This is a genomic window from Kurthia gibsonii (assembly GCF_006539985.1).
Lineage (GTDB): Bacteria > Bacillota > Bacilli > Bacillales_A > Planococcaceae > Kurthia > Kurthia gibsonii.
This window is the reverse complement of sequence record NZ_BJOB01000024.1, coordinates 20,435-36,780: the sequence shown is the minus strand read 5'-3', so window position 1 is coordinate 36,780 and position 16,346 is coordinate 20,435. Positions and strand designations below refer to the sequence as shown.

Genomic DNA, 16,346 nt, shown 5'->3' with positions numbered 1-16,346 from the left:
CCATTTATCAGATCAGATTGGCTTATTAAAACAAGCGATTAATCAATTTAAAATTGATTAGCATACAAAAAAGAGGTGGGGAATTTTCCCTACCTCTTTCTTTATACTACTTTTTTACTTTCCTTACCGAAAATTAATGCGATGAAGAATACGGATAATATAAGTCCTGCAATTAATAAGAGGAAGCTTGCATTCACATATTGTACATACGCACCACCTAAGAATGGTCCTGCTAAACTACCAACACTGAAGAAAATACTACATAGTAAGTTCCCTGTTGGTAATAGCTCTTTCGGTGTTAAATCAGTCATATATGAGATACCGAGAGAGAATACAGAACCACAGAACATGCCAGCTAGTAAAAAGCTAATTAAAATAATCCACTCAGATGATTCGAAAAAGCTACCGAATAAAAACATTAAACCGCCACCGCCAAGTGCAATGAGCGATACTTTTCTTCTACCAATGCGATCACCAAGTGTTCCAAGTGGTATTTGGGTTAGAATGCCCCCTACTGAAAATGCAGATAGCGTAAAGGCAAGCATCGATAAATCAAAGTGATTTCTTACTGCATAGACTGGGAAGATGGCATTTAATGAAGATTCTAAAAAGCCATAAACAAGTGGTGGTAAAAATGCAACCCACGCATATTTCATCGCACGTTTATAACGTACGAATGTGTTCCCATGTTGATTCACTTGAATTGGTTCTGGTTTTTCATTTTTTAAGAAGAAAATCAGTGACCAAGCTGCTAAACATAGTAATGAAGAAACAATGAATGGTAATGCTTCATTAATTTCAACTAATGGAACGAATTGAGGCCCAACTGCGAAACCAAGACCGAATGATAAACCGTAAATCGCGACATTCTTCCCTAATTTTTCAGGCGGTGCTGTCGTTGTAATCCATGTTTGTGTTGCGTAATGAAGCGCATGATCTCCAATTCCGATAACTAACCGTAAGATGAACCAAAATAATACGCTTTTCCATAAAGGAAATAAAAATAATGAAGCAAATACGAGTGCCCCACCTGTAACGATGACAGGCTTGTAGCCAAAACGACGTAAAGGTTGTTCAACGAATGGTGCAATGAGTAATGTTCCTATATATAAACCTGTGGCATTTAAACCATTGAGTGAGGAAGCAACACCGTCTTTTTCAAAAATGATTGAAATAAGCGGCAATAACATTCCTTGAGAAAAACCCGAAATCGACACGATGATGACTAATATCCAAAAACGTTTTTTTGCAATATCGTTATTTTTCACCAAGTTTCTTCCTTTCTACAGATAAATTTGCTTATAAATTGAAAGCCGAAACATATCGTATCATATTTTAGTCCTAGTAAATATACATTCATGTATAAACGGAAAATTCTGATAATAACGAATTCTGTTTGGATTTGCTAAAATGTTATAAATCCGTTATTCTAGCAATGAAACGAGGTGTACTGATGGGTAAATCAATTACAAATAAAGATCAGCAAGTAAGCTATTTAAAAGAACGTCTGCAAATTTTCATGGAAGTACTAGACGCAATCGACCCTGAAACGACTGAGTTAGAAGATATCGATCGTTTAATTGCCATGGTAGATGATATCGAAGTAAAAATGGATACATTTAAAAAACGCACTGATTCAGAAGAAAAAGAATAGATAAACGAAACAAGGACAATCGATTACAGTCGAATTGTTCTTTTTTTGTTCATACTTTTCCTGTCTATGTTGCATACAATTTTCTGAAAAAATCACTGCATTTCTATATATTCTCTTTTTCTCCCAACTCAGACACGTTATAATATAAAATGATTCACATAAAACCTTTTGAGGGGGACTTTTTATTATGAATTTACAAAACCTTGAGAATAGCATTTATAAGTTAGTAACAGAAACATCTACTAACTTACCAAAAGACGTTCGTCGTGCTATTAAAAAAGCGAAAGAAGCTGAAAATGCTGGAACTCGCGCTGCAATGAGTTTAGATACAATCGCAAACAATATTTTCATGGCTGATGATAATGTATCTCCAATTTGCCAAGATACAGGTCTACCAACATTTAAAATTAAAACACCTGTTGGCGTAAACCAAATCGAAATCAAAGAAATGATTAAAAAAGCAATTGCACAAACAACTGCTGACGCAAAACTACGTCCAAACGCCGTTGATTCATTAACAGGCGCAAATAGCGGTGACAACCTTGGCGAAGGTGTTCCAGTTATCAAGTTTGAACAGTGGGAAAAAGATTACATCGAAATGAAGTTAATCTTAAAAGGCGGCGGCTGTGAGAATAAAAATATTCAATATAGCTTACCAACTGAATTAGAAGGTTTAGGTCGTGCTGGTCGTGACCTAGACGGTATCCGTAAATGTATCTTACACTCAGTTTACCAAGCACAAGGTCAAGGCTGTTCAGCAGGCTTCATCGGTGTTGGAATCGGTGGCGATCGTTCATCTGGATACGATTTAGCTAAAGAACAATTATTCCGTCACGTAGATGATGTGAATCCAAATGAAGATCTTGCAAAATTAGAAGAGTACGTTGTCAAAACAGCGAACACATTCGGTATCGGTACAATGGGCTTCGGCGGTGAAGCAACATTACTTGGTTGTAAAATCGGCGTTATGCACCGTATCCCTGCTTCATTCTTCGTATCAGTAGCATACAACTGTTGGGCATATCGTCGTATGGCTGTTAACATTAACGCTGAAACTGGCGAAATTATGGAATGGCACTACCAAGACGGCGAAAAAATCAGCTTTGAAGAAGAAGCAAAAGCTGAAACAAAACAACAAGGCGAAGTTGTAAAATTAACTGCACCAATTACAGAAGAAAAAATCCGTTCATTAAAAGTTGGAGATGTTGTTCAAATTTCTGGTCGTATGTACACAGGACGCGACGCAATCCACCACCACTTAATGAGCCACGATGCACCAGTTGATTTAGATGGTCAAATCATCTATCACTGTGGTCCTGTAATGGCTAAAGATGAAGATGGTAACTGGACTGTAAAAGCAGCTGGACCAACAACTTCTATTCGTGAAGAACCATACCAAGGCGACATCATGAAAAAATTCGGTATTCGCGCAGTAATGGGTAAAGGCGGCATGGGTCCAAAAACACTTGCAGCATTAAAAGAACATGGCGGCGTATACTTAAATGCAATCGGCGGTGCTGCTCAGTACTATGCTGACTGTATTAAATCAGTAGATGGTGTTGATTTACTTGAATTTGGTATCCCTGAAGCAATGTGGCACTTAGGTGTTGAAGACTTCACAGCGGTAGTTACAATGGATTCTCACGGTAACTCATTACATGCAGATGTTCAAAAATCATCACTTGAAAAATTAGCAGATCACGCTGAACGCGTATTCTAATAAACAAATCGAAGTCGTAACGATTCATTTCGTTACGGCTTTTTTATATTATTATCTAATCATTAACGATAATCATTCTAATTTAAATCCTCTATATAATTGATAATCAATGTCATTTTCTCATTTAGTTGACTTTTAACCTCCCTTTATTTATAATAATTATAAATTAATAAAAAGAAATAAATCAAACTAAAATCATTGATATTTAAGCTTTTTATTGATTTTATATCCGTTTCGATAATGATATCCATTCTCAAGGAGGTAGGAAGAATGACAAAAACAAATGAATCGTTAATTGAGAAAATGAAAATACACCATGAAATGATTGCAGCCCTATTATCAGGTGTACTTATTTTAGTGGCATGGATTCTAAGCAAAAATATTGGCGAGACTACATTAGTAGTTGTTTTATACTTAGCTGCATTCATTATTGGTGGCTTTGCAAAAGCAAAAGAAGGTATTGAGGAGACCATTAAAGAAAAAACCTTGAACGTCGAATTATTGATGATTTTAGCTGCAATTGGCTCAGCAATTATCGGTTATTGGACAGAGGGTGCCATCTTAATCTTCATCTTCGCAGTAAGTGGTGCAATGGAAACTTATGCGATGAACAAAAGCCATAAAGAGATTTCAGCACTAATGGACTTACAACCTGAAGTCGCAAACTTACTATTAGAAGATGGTACAACAAAGCGTGTACAAGTTTCTGAATTACAAGTTGGGGATCGTCTATTCATTAAACCAGGCGAACGTGTGCCAACAGATGGTGTAGTCGTTGAAGGGATTTCAACAATTGATGAATCAGCGATTACAGGTGAATCAATTCCTGTAACAAAACAAATTCAAAACGAAGTATTCTCTGGTACAGTAAACTTAACAAGTACATTAATTGTCGAAATGACAAAACCAAATACAGATTCACTTTTCTCAAAAATTATTGAATTAGTACAGTCAGCTCAAAGTGAAAAATCACCTTCTGAACAATTCATCGAACGTTTTGAAGGAACGTATGTCAAAATTGTTTTAGCCGTTGTAGGTCTTATGCTCTTCCTTCCCCACTATTTATTAGATTGGGACTGGAACACAACATTTTATCGCGCGATGGTATTACTAGTTGTTGCTTCTCCATGTGCGCTTGTTGCAGCGATTACACCTGCAACACTATCAGCAATTTCAAGTGGCGCTCGTAGTGGTGTTTTATTCAAAGGTGGTCTACACATCGAACATTTAAGTGCATTACGCGCTATTGCTTTTGATAAAACAGGAACATTAACACGAGGTAAACCAGTTGTAACAGATTTCGTCACTGCAGATGGATTAGACGAAAAAGAATTGCTTGCGATGTTAGCAGGGATTGAATCACAATCTAATCACCCACTTGCAATCGCAATTACAACGTACGCAGAAGAACAAAATGTATCTACTTTCCGTAAAGCGCAAATTGAAGACATGCCTGGTTGGGGATTAAAAGGAACAATTGATGGCACAGTGTATCAAGTTGGTAAACCTGAATTCGTCGGTTTTGAGCGTGTTCGTGCATTTAAAAACAATCTAGCAGATCAATTAACAAACGAAGGTAAAACAGTCATCTTCATGGCAAATGATGAAGGGATTGTAGCATTAGTTGCACTAAAAGATACTGTACGTGAACAGTCAAAACTTGCGATTCAACAGTTGAATGAAATGGGTATTCACACAGTTATGCTAACAGGTGATAACCATAATACAGCTAACGTCATTGCAAAAGAAGCTGGCGTTGAACAAGCGATTGCGGAATGTCTACCGGATACAAAAGTAAAACATGTAAAAGAATTAATGGAAGAATATAAATTCGTTGGTATGGTTGGTGATGGCATTAACGATGCGCCTGCTCTTGCAACAGCAACAACAGGAATTGCGATGGGTGAAGGAACAGATGTAGCACTTGAAACAGCAGATGTCGTACTGATGAAAAATGATCTATCAAAAATTCCGCATGCCATTAAACTAGCACGTAAAATGCAACGAATCGTGAAACAAAATATTATCTTTTCTATTTCTATTATTATGTTATTAGTCATCTCTAACTTCTTGCAAATTGTTAACTTACCACTCGGCGTTATCGGACATGAAGGTAGTACGATTCTAGTTATTCTAAATGGTTTGCGTATGTTACGCACAAAAATTTAATAAAAAAAAGAACAACCTCTTTATTTTAGAGGTTGTTCTTTTTACGTTAAATTGAAGATACTTTTGTTGAAATTTTACCTTTTTCTTCTTGCTTAGATACTTGATCCATTCTTCGCATCTTCTGTTCAGTTCTTCTTTGTGTCACTACGTTTAGCTGTCCACCAATCACTAATACAATACCAATAATATAAAGCCATAACATTAAAATAATAATTCCCCCAATACTACCATATGTTTTGGAATAGTTGGCAAAATTACTAATATAGAATGAAAAACCGTATGACACAGCAATCCAAGCAGCAGTGGCAAAAATAACTCCTGGAAAGACACTTTTTAAATATAACGGCATATTTGGTGCCACCCAATAAACAATTATTAATACACTCGCTATTAAAATAGGTGGTAAAATAATTCGAACGTATTGCCAAATTATTAAAAAGTTATCTCCTAATCCAATTTCATTAAACAAAGTTTTTCCAATAGTTTGACCAAATACAGGTAAGACTAAAGCTACAATAATTAACACAATAAACATCAAGGTTAAAATAAGTGACATTCCTCTAGCAATTAAAAAAGGTCTTGTTTCTTCAATTCCATAAGAGCGATTTAAACTCTTGATAAGCGCATTTACTCCATTGGATGCAGACCATAAAGTCGCAATAATACCAATTGATAATAAACTCCCACTGCGCGTATCCAAAACTTCTCTCAATGTGGAACTGATCAGATTATAGGTTTCAGACGGTAACGCTGTTTCTAAAAATATAAAAACTTGTTCTGGACGCAAATTTAGAAATGGAACAAGCGTTAAAATAAAAATAAGTAATGGAAATAATGATAGAAGGAAGAAATAGGCCAGTTGTGCTCCTGAACTTGATACATCTGCTTTTTTTATACCTTCTATTAGACCTTTTATATACCCTTTACGCGTTGTATAATCGAGTTCATCTACTTCAATGTCGCGTTGTCTCTTTTTAACTTGCATCATTTTTAAACGCTCGAACATTTCAGATGAATGTTTAACTTTTGCTTTCCTCGCCATATAAACCTCCCCCTTCTTAAAGTTTATAGGTGAATGACATCTTCAGCTTTTTTAACATCGTCTACACCTTGATTCGTTACCTCTTTCGCAATTTTTACTTCCTCAGTTAATTTAGGTGTTTCTCTAAATTCAGCAATTTTTTCCAAATAATAATCTTTATTCTCCATCACCATTTCTACAATGCCTTGTAATTTGCTAAATTTCTCTGTTGCTTTTTGTTTTAGCTCATCACGATTGTAATAGTAATATTGTGTATCTGTTTTTAAGTTCGTTACTTTTTGTACTGCTTTTTCTCGTGTTTCGCGATTCATTAAGCTTACTGCTGCTCCAATTGCTGCTCCTGCTAAAATACCATACACTAATTTTTTTCCCATAGTTATCTCCTCCGGTTTTTTATGTATTTCCTAATCCCAATTATAGTACCCTTCTCCTTCGTGAGTAAACCGTTATGCTAGCATACATTATATCATAACAAATAGTTATAATATAAATTCATTTTAGGTATTGACAATTTAACAGAATTTTATGAAAATAGTTGTATGCTTTAATTTTTCCATTTTAAAGAAAAATTACATTTTTAGGGGGTAATTCAATGGGGGCTTTGGGAGATAAGTTAAATGCATTTTTAGGCGAGGTTTCAGGCGTGTTATGGGGGATACCGCTAATCGTCTTAATTTTAGGGACAGGGATTTACTTAACAATTCGTATTGGTTTTTTACAAATTCGTTTGTTACCAACTGCTTTAAAATTAGTATTTTCAAAAAACCATGCCAAATCGGCTGAAGGGGATATTTCACAATTCCAAGCATTGACGACAGCTTTAGCTGCGACAGTGGGAACAGGTAATATTGTCGGGGTAGCCACTGCTGTTATTCTAGGGGGACCAGGAGCAATTTTCTGGATGTGGGTAGCTGCAATATTAGGTATGGCAACAAAATACGGTGAAGCACTATTAGCCGTAAAATATCGCGTGAAAGATGAAAAAGGACAAATGGCTGGTGGACCGATGTACTACTTAGAGCGTGGTCTAAAGCAAAAATGGTTAGCAGTTCTATTCGCTTTCTTCGGTGTTATCGCATCATTTGGTATCGGTAATGGTACACAATCGAACTCAGTTGCTGGTGTTGTAAGTAACACGTTCAATGTTGCGCCTTGGATTACAGGTATTGTATTAACCGTTGTTGTAGGGTTAGTTATTTTAGGTGGTATTTCATCAATCGGTAGCGTAACAGCTGTATTTGTACCGGTTATGGCAATCTTCTATTTACTTGCTGGTTTAATTGTAATCTTTACGAACATTACAGATGTACCTGCTGCTTTTGGTATTATTTTTAAAGATGCATTTTCATTCTCTGCTGCTGGTGGTGGTGCTGTCGGTGCTGCGATTCGTTACGGGGTTGCACGTGGGATTTTCTCAAACGAAGCTGGTCTTGGTTCTGCACCAATCGCTGCTGCTGCTGCAAAAACAGACTTACCAGGTCGTCAAGCTTTAATCTCGATGACACAAGTATTCTTAGATACCATCTTAATCTGTTCAATTACAGGTTTAACAATCGTTATGTCAGGTGTTTATACAAATAAAGATATGGCAGCGAACGAATTAACAACTGCTGCATTTGATACATTCCTAGGCGCATGGGGTCCATATGTTGTAGCAATCGGTCTTGTATTCTTTGCTTCTTCAACAATTATGGGTTGGGCTTACTATGGTGAAAAGTGTCTACAATATCTTGTAAAGACACCAATCGCTGGGACAATCTATCGTATCATCTTCGTATTATTTGTTTATGTAGGTGCAACATCATCTCTTGATCTTGTATGGACATTCTCGGATGTAGCGAACGGCTTAATGGCGATTCCTAACTTAATCGGTCTTGTCGGTTTATCAGGTGTTATTGTAGCTGAAACACGTATTATTCAAAAAACATTAAAAGAAGAAAAATTAGCATTACGTGCTAGTAAATCTTAAATCAAATTGTCATTGACAATTGGCTGTATGAATGGAATTATAAAAGGTAACCAACTTTGAAAGGTAGGGGTTCCTTTTGGATTTAACAACGCCATCTACAGAAAATATTCACTTCATGATTGAAGCGATTAAAGAAAAATTACGCATGGTCAATGCAGATGCCATGAAACCTGAAAACTTCGACACGGAGAGTTACGAAGATCTTGTGTACTTATATGAATTAGTACATAAGCGCGATGCTTTTAGTCCAAGTGAAATGCAAGCAATCGTAGCAGAACTTGGTTCACTGCGTAAATAAGTAAAAGAAGTGCTTTGGGATTTTCCCATTGTACTTCTTTTTTATGTACTATATCTAAACAATAAAAAGAGGCTGGATTTTACTCCACCCTCTTTTTCTATTTACTATTTGTTTGTTCATATGATGAACCATCTTCTTTTACTAAAGGCTGCACAAGAACCTCTACACGACGGTTTTTAGCTTTTCCCTCTGCTGTATCATTCGATGCGACAGGATTGTTCTCACCATATCCTTTGGCGCTGAAATAAGCAGGATCTAGTTCTTTATTCGAATTTATAAGTAAGGTTAAAAAGTTTACTGCACGAATTGCACTCAACTCCCAGTTTGAAGAAAACTGACTACCCGTAGTTGGTACTGTATCTGTATAACCCGACACGACAACCGAACGTTTTGGTTTTAAATTAAGTACTTTCGCCAAATCTTTTGCAATATATTCATATTTAGATGAGATGACGGCCTGACCAGGGTCAAATAGAACACTTGCTTTAATCGTAATGAGTAGACCATCTTCTGTCATCTTTGTATCGAATTTCCCTTCTAATTCTTTACTTGCGATATATTGTTCTACATCTGTCTCAATTTCTTTTAACTGACGTTGATCTTCTTGATACGCACTTAATGTTTCGCTACTCGGTATATCTGTTTCGACTGGTGATGGATTATCCATAACGCCTGAACCACCATCAAATACTGTACTAAATACAGCGGATAATTGTGATAACTTCTTCACATCAACAGATGAAGATGCAAACAATACAATAAAGAGTGCTAGTAATAGCGTTAAAATATCTGCATATGGAATTAGCCAAGACTCTGGAATATGTTCCTCATGTTTTTTATGTTTTTTAGCTTTCTTTGCCAAGGCCATCCGCCCCGCTTTCGCCAATTATTTTAGCACGTTCACTTTTCGGTAAGTATGATGCCAATTTTTGTTCGATTACGCGAGGAGCCTCCCCTTCTAATACTGAAAGGATACCTTCTATAATCATCATCTTCTGTTTTACTTCAACAGCTGACTTTCGCTTTAATTTATTTGCGAATGGATGCCATAATACGTAACCTGTAAAAATACCGAGTAATGTTGCAACGAAGGCTGCTGAAATCGCTAAACCTAACTTTTCAACATCATCTAATTCTTTTAACGCTGCAATCAGACCAATTACAGCTCCTAATACACCTAATGTGGGCGCGTAAGTACCCGCTTGTGTAAAAATTTGCGCCCCCGCACTATGACGTTCTTCCATTGATTCTACTTCTTCTGTTAACACATCGCGTATGTAATCTGCATTTTGACCATCAATTGCTAATGTTAAACCATTTTTAAGGAATGAATCGTCTACTTCATCCACTTTACTCTCTAAGGCAAGCAAACCTTCTCGACGAGCTAAATCTGCCCAACTTGAGAATAATTGAATAATTTCTAAATCACTTACTAATTTTTTATCCTTAAATAAAACACCAAATAATTTTGGTATGCGCTTTAGCTCACTCATTGGGAAGGCAATTACAACAGTAGCAATCGTTCCTAAAATGATAATAAAAAGCGCCGCTGGATTAAGTAAGGCATCCGGTGTTACACCTTTAAAGAACATCCCTACAATAAGAGAGACAAGTCCAAGTATAATCCCTATAACTGATGATATATCCATTTCAGAACCTCCAAAGTCGTCATTCTTCTTTATATTTCGGTGTAAATTCTTAAATCTTAATAAACATCTACTACATTCATTGGATATTTCATGAAAATTTCTATGTACAAACGTTCACTGCCAAATTACATATAATAGAGTGTTTAGTACCAGTTGTTATTATTCTTTTGATTTTATATGTTTAACTTGATTCGTTAACCGAAATAGTTGAAAATAGAATAGAAGTTTCTATTAATTCTATATTAACAAAGGATGGGTTTTAATGTTACGTTTTCAAGAAAAATTAGAAAATTATGCAGAACTTTTAATTCGTGTAGGATCAAATCTTCAACCAGATCAATATTTATTTATTGACGTGACAGTTGAGAATTCAGAACTTGCAAAAGCATTAGCTAAAAAGGCATATGAAGCTGGAGCAAAACAAGTATTTGTACATTATGATGATGATGTTATTAGTCGTTTACATTTTGAACATGCACCACTTGAAGAATTCAACCACTTTCCTATTTGGCAAACAGTTGAAAAAGAATGGCTAGCTGAACATGGGGCTGCTTTTATTAAAGTAAAATCATCTAGCCCTGACTTATTAAAAGGGATTATGCCAGAAAAAATTGCAGCATTCCAAAAAGCTGCAGGTCAAGGTTTAGAAAAATATCGTCAAGCTTCACAAGCAAACAAAATTAGCTGGACTGTCGCTGCAGCCCCTTCAAAAGACTGGGCTGCTATGATGTTTGCCGACTTACCAACTGAAGAACAAGTTCCTGCTCTATGGGAAGCTATTTTTAAAGCGACACGCGCTGACTTAGAACAACCTATTAAAGCTTGGAAAGTACATGATGAGCAGCTTAGTACAAAAGTAGATGAATTGAATCGTTATCACTTCCTCAAATTACATTACACAGCACCTGGTACTGACTTAACAATCGAATTACCTGAACACCATATTTGGAGTGGTGGTGGTAGTAAGAATGAAGCTGGGTTTGATTTTATGGCGAATATCCCAACTGAAGAAGTTTTCACAGCACCTTTTAAGGATGGTGTAGATGGTTATGTAAGCAGTACAAAACCATTAAGCTACGGTGGAACAATCATCGACAACTTTAAAATCACGTTTGAAAAAGGCCGCATTGTAGATGTATCCGCTGAACAAGGTGAACAAGTATTAAAGGATTTAGTTGCAACAGATGAAGGATCTCACTTCTTAGGTGAAGTAGCACTTGTACCACATGATTCACCTATTTCAAACTCTGGTCTCCTTTACTACAACACACTATTCGATGAGAATGCTTCAAACCATTTAGCGATTGGTAGTGCCTATGCTTTTTGTGTAGAAAATGGAACAGAAATGTCACAAGAAGAACTTGCAAAAGCAGGATTAAATCGCAGTATGACACACGTCGACTTTATGATTGGCTCTGGTGATATGCAGATTGATGGTATTACAAAAGATGGTGAACGTATTCCTGTATTCCGTAACGGGAATTGGGCATTTTAATCTCTAGTGGAAACATTTAAAAGAACGTTTCGTCTTTAAGACGAGGCGTTGTTTTATATGACATCATAAAAAAGCGATTTTTTATTAAAATGTAGGATAAATTTTTTTTCTTCTTCTAACACATTTAGCGCATTTAAAAAAATTAAATAGTAGACTTTTATCCTAATAAAAGCCGTTACATATTGATATATCAACAACTCTATTTTTATTCCCTTTTTTATCCTTCATATTTAAACTATCATTCCCTTTTTTCTTCATTTATACTATTAAAACGACTGATTTGTTATTTTTTTATCATATTAGATATTTATACAAAGCTAGAGGAGGCGTTGTTTGATGTTTACATCTTCAGCTCTTGGAATTGATTTAGGTACAGCGAACACATTAGTGTACGTAAAAAATAAAGGTATTATTTTGAATGAGCCATCTGTCGTGGCTGTCAATACAACAACAAAGCAAGTAATTGCGATTGGTCATGAAGCCAAAGCAATGATTGGAAAAACACCACCGAATATTACAGTATGTCACCCACTTAAAGATGGTGTCATTGCAGATTTTGATATGGCAACTACTCTTTTAAAAACGATTTTGGATCGCGTCTTTAAAGACAAAGGACGATTTAAAAAACCGAACATCGTTATTTGTGCACCTTCTGGGGCAACATCGATTGAGCGTTTAGCTATTCAGGATGCTGCACGCCAATGTGGAGCTAAAGAGGTATTTTTAATTGATGAACCTGTTGCTGCAGCTATTGGAGCAGAATTACCTGTAAACGAACCTACAGCGAGCGCAATTGTTGATTTAGGCGGTGGTACAACTGAAGTTGGCATCATCTCATTAGGTGGCATTGTAACAACGGCAACTGCCAAAATTGGTGGCGACTCAATTAATGATGATATCATTCACTATCTACGCAAAGAATTCAATTTATTAATTGGTGCTAAAACTGCTGAAGAAATCAAAATTGAGATTGGTCATGCACCAATTGAACATGCAGTAGCGCAAATGACCGTAACAGGACGTGACTTAGTCACAGGATTACCACGTAGTATTACAATTGATTCGATGCAGCTACAAGATTGCTTATCTGAAACATTCCAAGCGATTTTAGAACTGATTCGTCGTACTCTAGAATCTTGTCCACCAGAACTTGCTGGTGATATTGTGGAGCGTGGTATCGTTCTTGCTGGCGGGACATCTTTACTACAAGGATTAGATGAATGGTTAGCAAATGAACTATTTATTCCAGTTTACAGAGCACAATCTCCTCTTGAAGCGGTTGCGATTGGTACAGGTCTCTCAACAGAAACACTACATTACCTTAAATAATCGTTCTTTTTATGCATTTTTACCATAAACATTTAATTTTTTATTTTTTTTAGATAAAATTAAATGTGGGAGGGGAGTTTGTAATGAGAAAATTAGATGAGATTTTAGAGTTTAACAAAAAATTTGTAGAAAACCAAGATTATGTATCATATGTATCGGATGTAGTGCCGAATAAAAAGTTAGCGATTGTAACTTGTATGGATGCGCGCTTAATTGAATTATTACAAAAAGCAATCAACATTAAAAATGGTGATGCGAAAATGATCAAAACAGCAGGGGCACAAATTAACAATCCATTCGGCAGTATCATGCGAAGTGTTTTGGTTGCAGTGTATGCTTTAAAAGCAGAGGAAGTACTTGTAGTTGGACACAAAAACTGTGGTATGAATTCAATGGATCCGTCAAAAGTCATCAACGAAATTAAATCACGTGGGGTAGATGATAAGACATTTGAAATTATCTCGCATACAGGAATCGACGTTGAGGATTGGTTAAAAGGTTTCACTGATTTAGAAGAAGAAGTGAAACGTAGCGTAAACGTTGTACGTAACCATCCTTTAATCACAAAAGATGTACCTGTACATGGTTTAATCATTGATCCAAAAACAGGCGAACTTGAACTTGTAACAAACGGCTACGACCTATAATAATAAAAAGAACCGCTGTCTTGGTGAGACGGCGGTTCTTTTTTAAAACTTCTTTTTAAATTGTCTTTTCCACTTATACCAAAGTGTCTTACCTTTTCAATGTTCCTCTGCAAGCTTCGCATATAGATAATGATCTACCCATACACCATTAATATAAAGTAATTGTTTTAACAACCCTTCACGTTGATAACCGACTTTTTCTAGCACACGATAAGACCCTTCATTCGCTGGCGATACATAGGCTTCAATTCTATGTAAATCCAAATTTTCAAAGGCGAATTTTGTAATACATTCCACCGCTTCTGTTGTAATTCCTTTACGAGTAAAGCGCTCATCTAAGGAATAACCGATGAACGCACTCGAAAAAGGCAAGCGCTTAATGGAATAAATCGATATATGACCAATTAACTCTTTCGTATTTTTAAGGAAGATTCCAAAACTATACTCTCGACGCATATTCATTTGATGCATCGAATCGTTAATTCGCTTCAATTGAAAATTCTTCGTATAATATTCAGGGCTATGAAGTGGCTCATGGATGGACCAAAATCGCTTGTTTTGTACAACTAGGTTTGTTAATGCTTCCGCATCTTCTTCAATTAATACCCGATATATACAGCGTTCGCTCTCTAAGTAAAGCATGCCACATCATCTCTCTCTACACAATTTCATGAGCTTTTAACTAAAAAACTATTTCTCATCTGGGTAATCAATCTCAATTCCCATACTTTTAATTTTCGATTCACAATGCTTAATTGTTTCTTTTAATACTTTGATTCTTGCATATTTTTTATCATTACCTGCAACTAAAATCCATGGTGCATTCGGATGATCTGTTTTAGCAAACATATCATTTGCTGCTTGAACATACTGAGGCCATTTTTTACGATTGCGCCAATCTTCATCTGTTAGCTTCCAAGATTTATATGGATCCTTCTCACGTGCATTAAAACGATTCAATTGTTCTTCCTCTGTGATTTGTAGCCAGAACTTCAAAATAATATAGTGATCATCTGTCAGTACACGCTCGAACTCATTAATCTCACGGTAAGCACGTGTCCATTCAGCTTCCGTTGCAAAACCTTCAATTCGCTCTACTAATACACGACCATACCAACTACGGTCAAAAATACCTATACTTCCTCTAAACGGTAGCTTACGCCAGAAACGTTGTAAGTAGTTGTGACGTAATTCGTGTGGCTTTGGAGCTGAAATTGGATGTACAACATAACCACGTGGATCTAATCGTTCAATCAAGCGCTTAATCGCGCCACCTTTTCCAGCTGCGTCCATTCCTTCAAAGGCTATAATTAAACCGATATTATTACGATGCAACGTCTGTTGTAACGTTAACATTTTTAGCTGTAATTTTTTTAATTCTTTTTTATACGACTTCTTACTATTGAACTTCTTATCCATATTTAATTCTTCTAAAGATTGAGTCATGTAAACACTCCTTTTCCTGAATCTGATTATATATACCCTTTTTTTATGAAACGTTCACCAAATTGAAAATGATTGCACTATGAAAGACGTGTATAATGATAGTTAGTATTTTTAAATACGAAAAATCTTGATGAGGAGGAGATCTTTTGGGCAGACTATTGTTAATGACAATCAGTTTTTTAGCAATGATGATTGTCAGCGTATCTGCTGCCATTCTTCCATTCAATGGTCAAACGACAGTGGATGTTGCAAATAGCTATACCATTCTAGCTTATCCATCCGACTATGTCTTTTATGTAGTGGCACTCATCTATCTCTCTATATTATATTGGATTTACAAACAATGGCAAATGTTTGCAAAGAAACAATTTGCGATTACACATGTACAAAGTTTTTTATTTACAATTAGTATGGTCCTTTCAATCGTTTGGATTTATTACTGGCAAAATAGTCAGTTCATCATCGCATGTATGATACTCGTATTCAGTACACTTGCACTTGCAGGTATGTATTTATTACTACCTGAAAAGAATACGATGACCACACGCCTACCTATATCACTTTATTTAGCATGGCTCGTATTACTTATTATGTTCAATTTAGCAATCTTACTTGTTGCAGCACGTTGGGATGGTTTTGGATTAAGTCAACCGCTATGGGCCGTCATCTTATTGACTGTCTTTGTAGCCATTGCACTTCACATCCGCTTTCATCATTACGATCCTTACTTCCCGATTCTATTCATCTGGTTCTATTTAGGAATTGCTGTACAAAATAACTTTGAGGAATTATTAGTAACAACAGCTGCATTATTTTTAAGTGGTGTATTACTTGCTGGTATTCTATTTATGCGTAAAAAGCCAAGAACAATCTATTAACATGTTTTACACTATAGAAAAGAGGAGAACGAAAAAATCGTTCTCCTCTT

At 36.0% G+C, this 16,346-nt stretch carries 16 protein-coding genes; 9 read left to right on the top strand and 7 right to left on the bottom strand.

Annotated features, from left to right (window positions below):
* Positions 1 to 101: 101 nt before the first annotated feature.
* Entirely contained in the window at positions 102 to 1,268 is a 1,167-nt protein-coding gene (locus tag KGI01_RS08725; protein WP_373863131.1) for an MFS transporter, read from the bottom strand.
* A 185-nt stretch (positions 1,269 to 1,453) separates the two neighbouring features.
* Between KGI01_RS08725 and KGI01_RS08720 the strand changes: the two genes are divergently transcribed.
* From KGI01_RS08720 to KGI01_RS08710, 3 genes are all read left to right on the top strand, one after another.
* Entirely contained in the window at positions 1,454 to 1,654 is a 201-nt protein-coding gene (locus tag KGI01_RS08720) for an SE1561 family protein (protein WP_141274367.1), read from the top strand.
* Between the two features lie 187 nt (positions 1,655 to 1,841).
* Entirely contained in the window at positions 1,842 to 3,374 is a 1,533-nt protein-coding gene (locus KGI01_RS08715; RefSeq protein ID WP_068450910.1) for a fumarate hydratase, read from the top strand.
* A gap of 270 nt (positions 3,375 to 3,644) precedes the next feature.
* On the top strand, positions 3,645 to 5,543 hold the full coding sequence (locus tag KGI01_RS08710) for a heavy metal translocating P-type ATPase (protein WP_141274366.1): 1,899 nt from the start codon (positions 3,645 to 3,647) through the stop codon (positions 5,541 to 5,543).
* 46 nt (positions 5,544 to 5,589) lie between these two features.
* Here KGI01_RS08710 and KGI01_RS08705 read toward each other — a convergent pair whose 3' ends face one another.
* A complete protein-coding gene (locus KGI01_RS08705) occupies positions 5,590 to 6,585 on the bottom strand; it encodes a YihY/virulence factor BrkB family protein (RefSeq protein WP_255314767.1) in 996 nt (331 codons plus the stop codon).
* Between the two features lie 23 nt (positions 6,586 to 6,608).
* Positions 6,609 to 6,959 carry a YtxH domain-containing protein gene (locus KGI01_RS08700; protein ID WP_141274365.1) on the bottom strand — a complete coding sequence of 117 codons (351 nt, stop codon included), beginning with the start codon at positions 6,957 to 6,959 and terminating at the stop codon, positions 6,609 to 6,611.
* A 218-nt stretch (positions 6,960 to 7,177) separates the two neighbouring features.
* Here KGI01_RS08700 and KGI01_RS08695 point away from each other — a divergent pair, with 218 nt between their 5' ends.
* Together KGI01_RS08695 and KGI01_RS08690 are read left to right on the top strand one after the other, a co-directional pair.
* Positions 7,178 to 8,554, top strand: coding sequence for an alanine/glycine:cation symporter family protein (locus tag KGI01_RS08695; protein ID WP_141274364.1), 1,377 nt, complete (start codon positions 7,178 to 7,180; stop codon positions 8,552 to 8,554).
* Positions 8,555 to 8,630: 76 nt separating this feature from the next.
* The gene (locus KGI01_RS08690; RefSeq protein ID WP_068450900.1) at positions 8,631 to 8,852 is read left to right on the top strand and encodes a DUF1128 domain-containing protein; all 222 of its coding nucleotides are present in this window, start codon (positions 8,631 to 8,633) and stop codon (positions 8,850 to 8,852) included.
* A 97-nt stretch (positions 8,853 to 8,949) separates the two neighbouring features.
* Here KGI01_RS08690 and motB read toward each other — a convergent pair whose 3' ends face one another.
* Entirely contained in the window at positions 8,950 to 9,714 is a 765-nt protein-coding gene (gene motB / locus KGI01_RS08685; RefSeq protein ID WP_141274363.1) for a flagellar motor protein MotB, read from the bottom strand.
* Positions 9,698 to 10,501: a flagellar motor stator protein MotA gene (gene motA, locus KGI01_RS08680; RefSeq protein ID WP_068450893.1), complete on the bottom strand. Its 804-nt coding sequence runs from the start codon at positions 10,499 to 10,501 to the stop codon at positions 9,698 to 9,700. The genes motB and motA overlap by 17 nt, the downstream gene beginning before the upstream one ends.
* A 262-nt stretch (positions 10,502 to 10,763) precedes the next feature.
* On the opposite strand from motA, the gene KGI01_RS08675 reads away from it, so the two are divergent.
* The 3 genes from KGI01_RS08675 to KGI01_RS08665 all read left to right on the top strand — a co-directional run bounded on the left by KGI01_RS08675 (position 10,764) and on the right by KGI01_RS08665 (position 13,972).
* Positions 10,764 to 11,996, top strand: a complete 1,233-nt coding sequence (locus KGI01_RS08675) for an aminopeptidase (RefSeq protein ID WP_141274362.1) — start codon at positions 10,764 to 10,766, stop codon at positions 11,994 to 11,996.
* Positions 11,997 to 12,332: 336 nt separating this feature from the next.
* Positions 12,333 to 13,325 (top strand): rod-share determining protein MreBH, encoded by a 993-nt coding sequence (mreBH, locus tag KGI01_RS08670; RefSeq protein ID WP_141274361.1) that lies wholly within the window; start codon positions 12,333 to 12,335, stop codon positions 13,323 to 13,325.
* Positions 13,326 to 13,408: 83 nt separating this feature from the next.
* Positions 13,409 to 13,972, top strand: coding sequence for a beta-class carbonic anhydrase (locus KGI01_RS08665; RefSeq protein WP_141274360.1), 564 nt, complete (start codon positions 13,409 to 13,411; stop codon positions 13,970 to 13,972).
* A gap of 96 nt (positions 13,973 to 14,068) precedes the next feature.
* Here the strand turns inward: KGI01_RS08665 and KGI01_RS08660 are convergent, their stop codons facing one another.
* Together KGI01_RS08660 and KGI01_RS08655 are read right to left on the bottom strand one after the other, a co-directional pair.
* Positions 14,069 to 14,614: a GNAT family N-acetyltransferase gene (locus KGI01_RS08660; RefSeq protein WP_141274359.1), complete on the bottom strand. Its 546-nt coding sequence runs from the start codon at positions 14,612 to 14,614 to the stop codon at positions 14,069 to 14,071.
* Between the two features lie 48 nt (positions 14,615 to 14,662).
* Positions 14,663 to 15,418 (bottom strand): polyphosphate kinase 2 family protein, encoded by a 756-nt coding sequence (locus KGI01_RS08655; RefSeq protein WP_141274358.1) that lies wholly within the window; start codon positions 15,416 to 15,418, stop codon positions 14,663 to 14,665.
* A 146-nt stretch (positions 15,419 to 15,564) separates the two neighbouring features.
* On the opposite strand from KGI01_RS08655, the gene KGI01_RS08650 reads away from it, so the two are divergent.
* Positions 15,565 to 16,296 (top strand): TspO-related membrane protein, encoded by a 732-nt coding sequence (locus KGI01_RS08650; protein WP_131004905.1) that lies wholly within the window; start codon positions 15,565 to 15,567, stop codon positions 16,294 to 16,296.
* Positions 16,297 to 16,346: the final 50 nt, after the last annotated feature.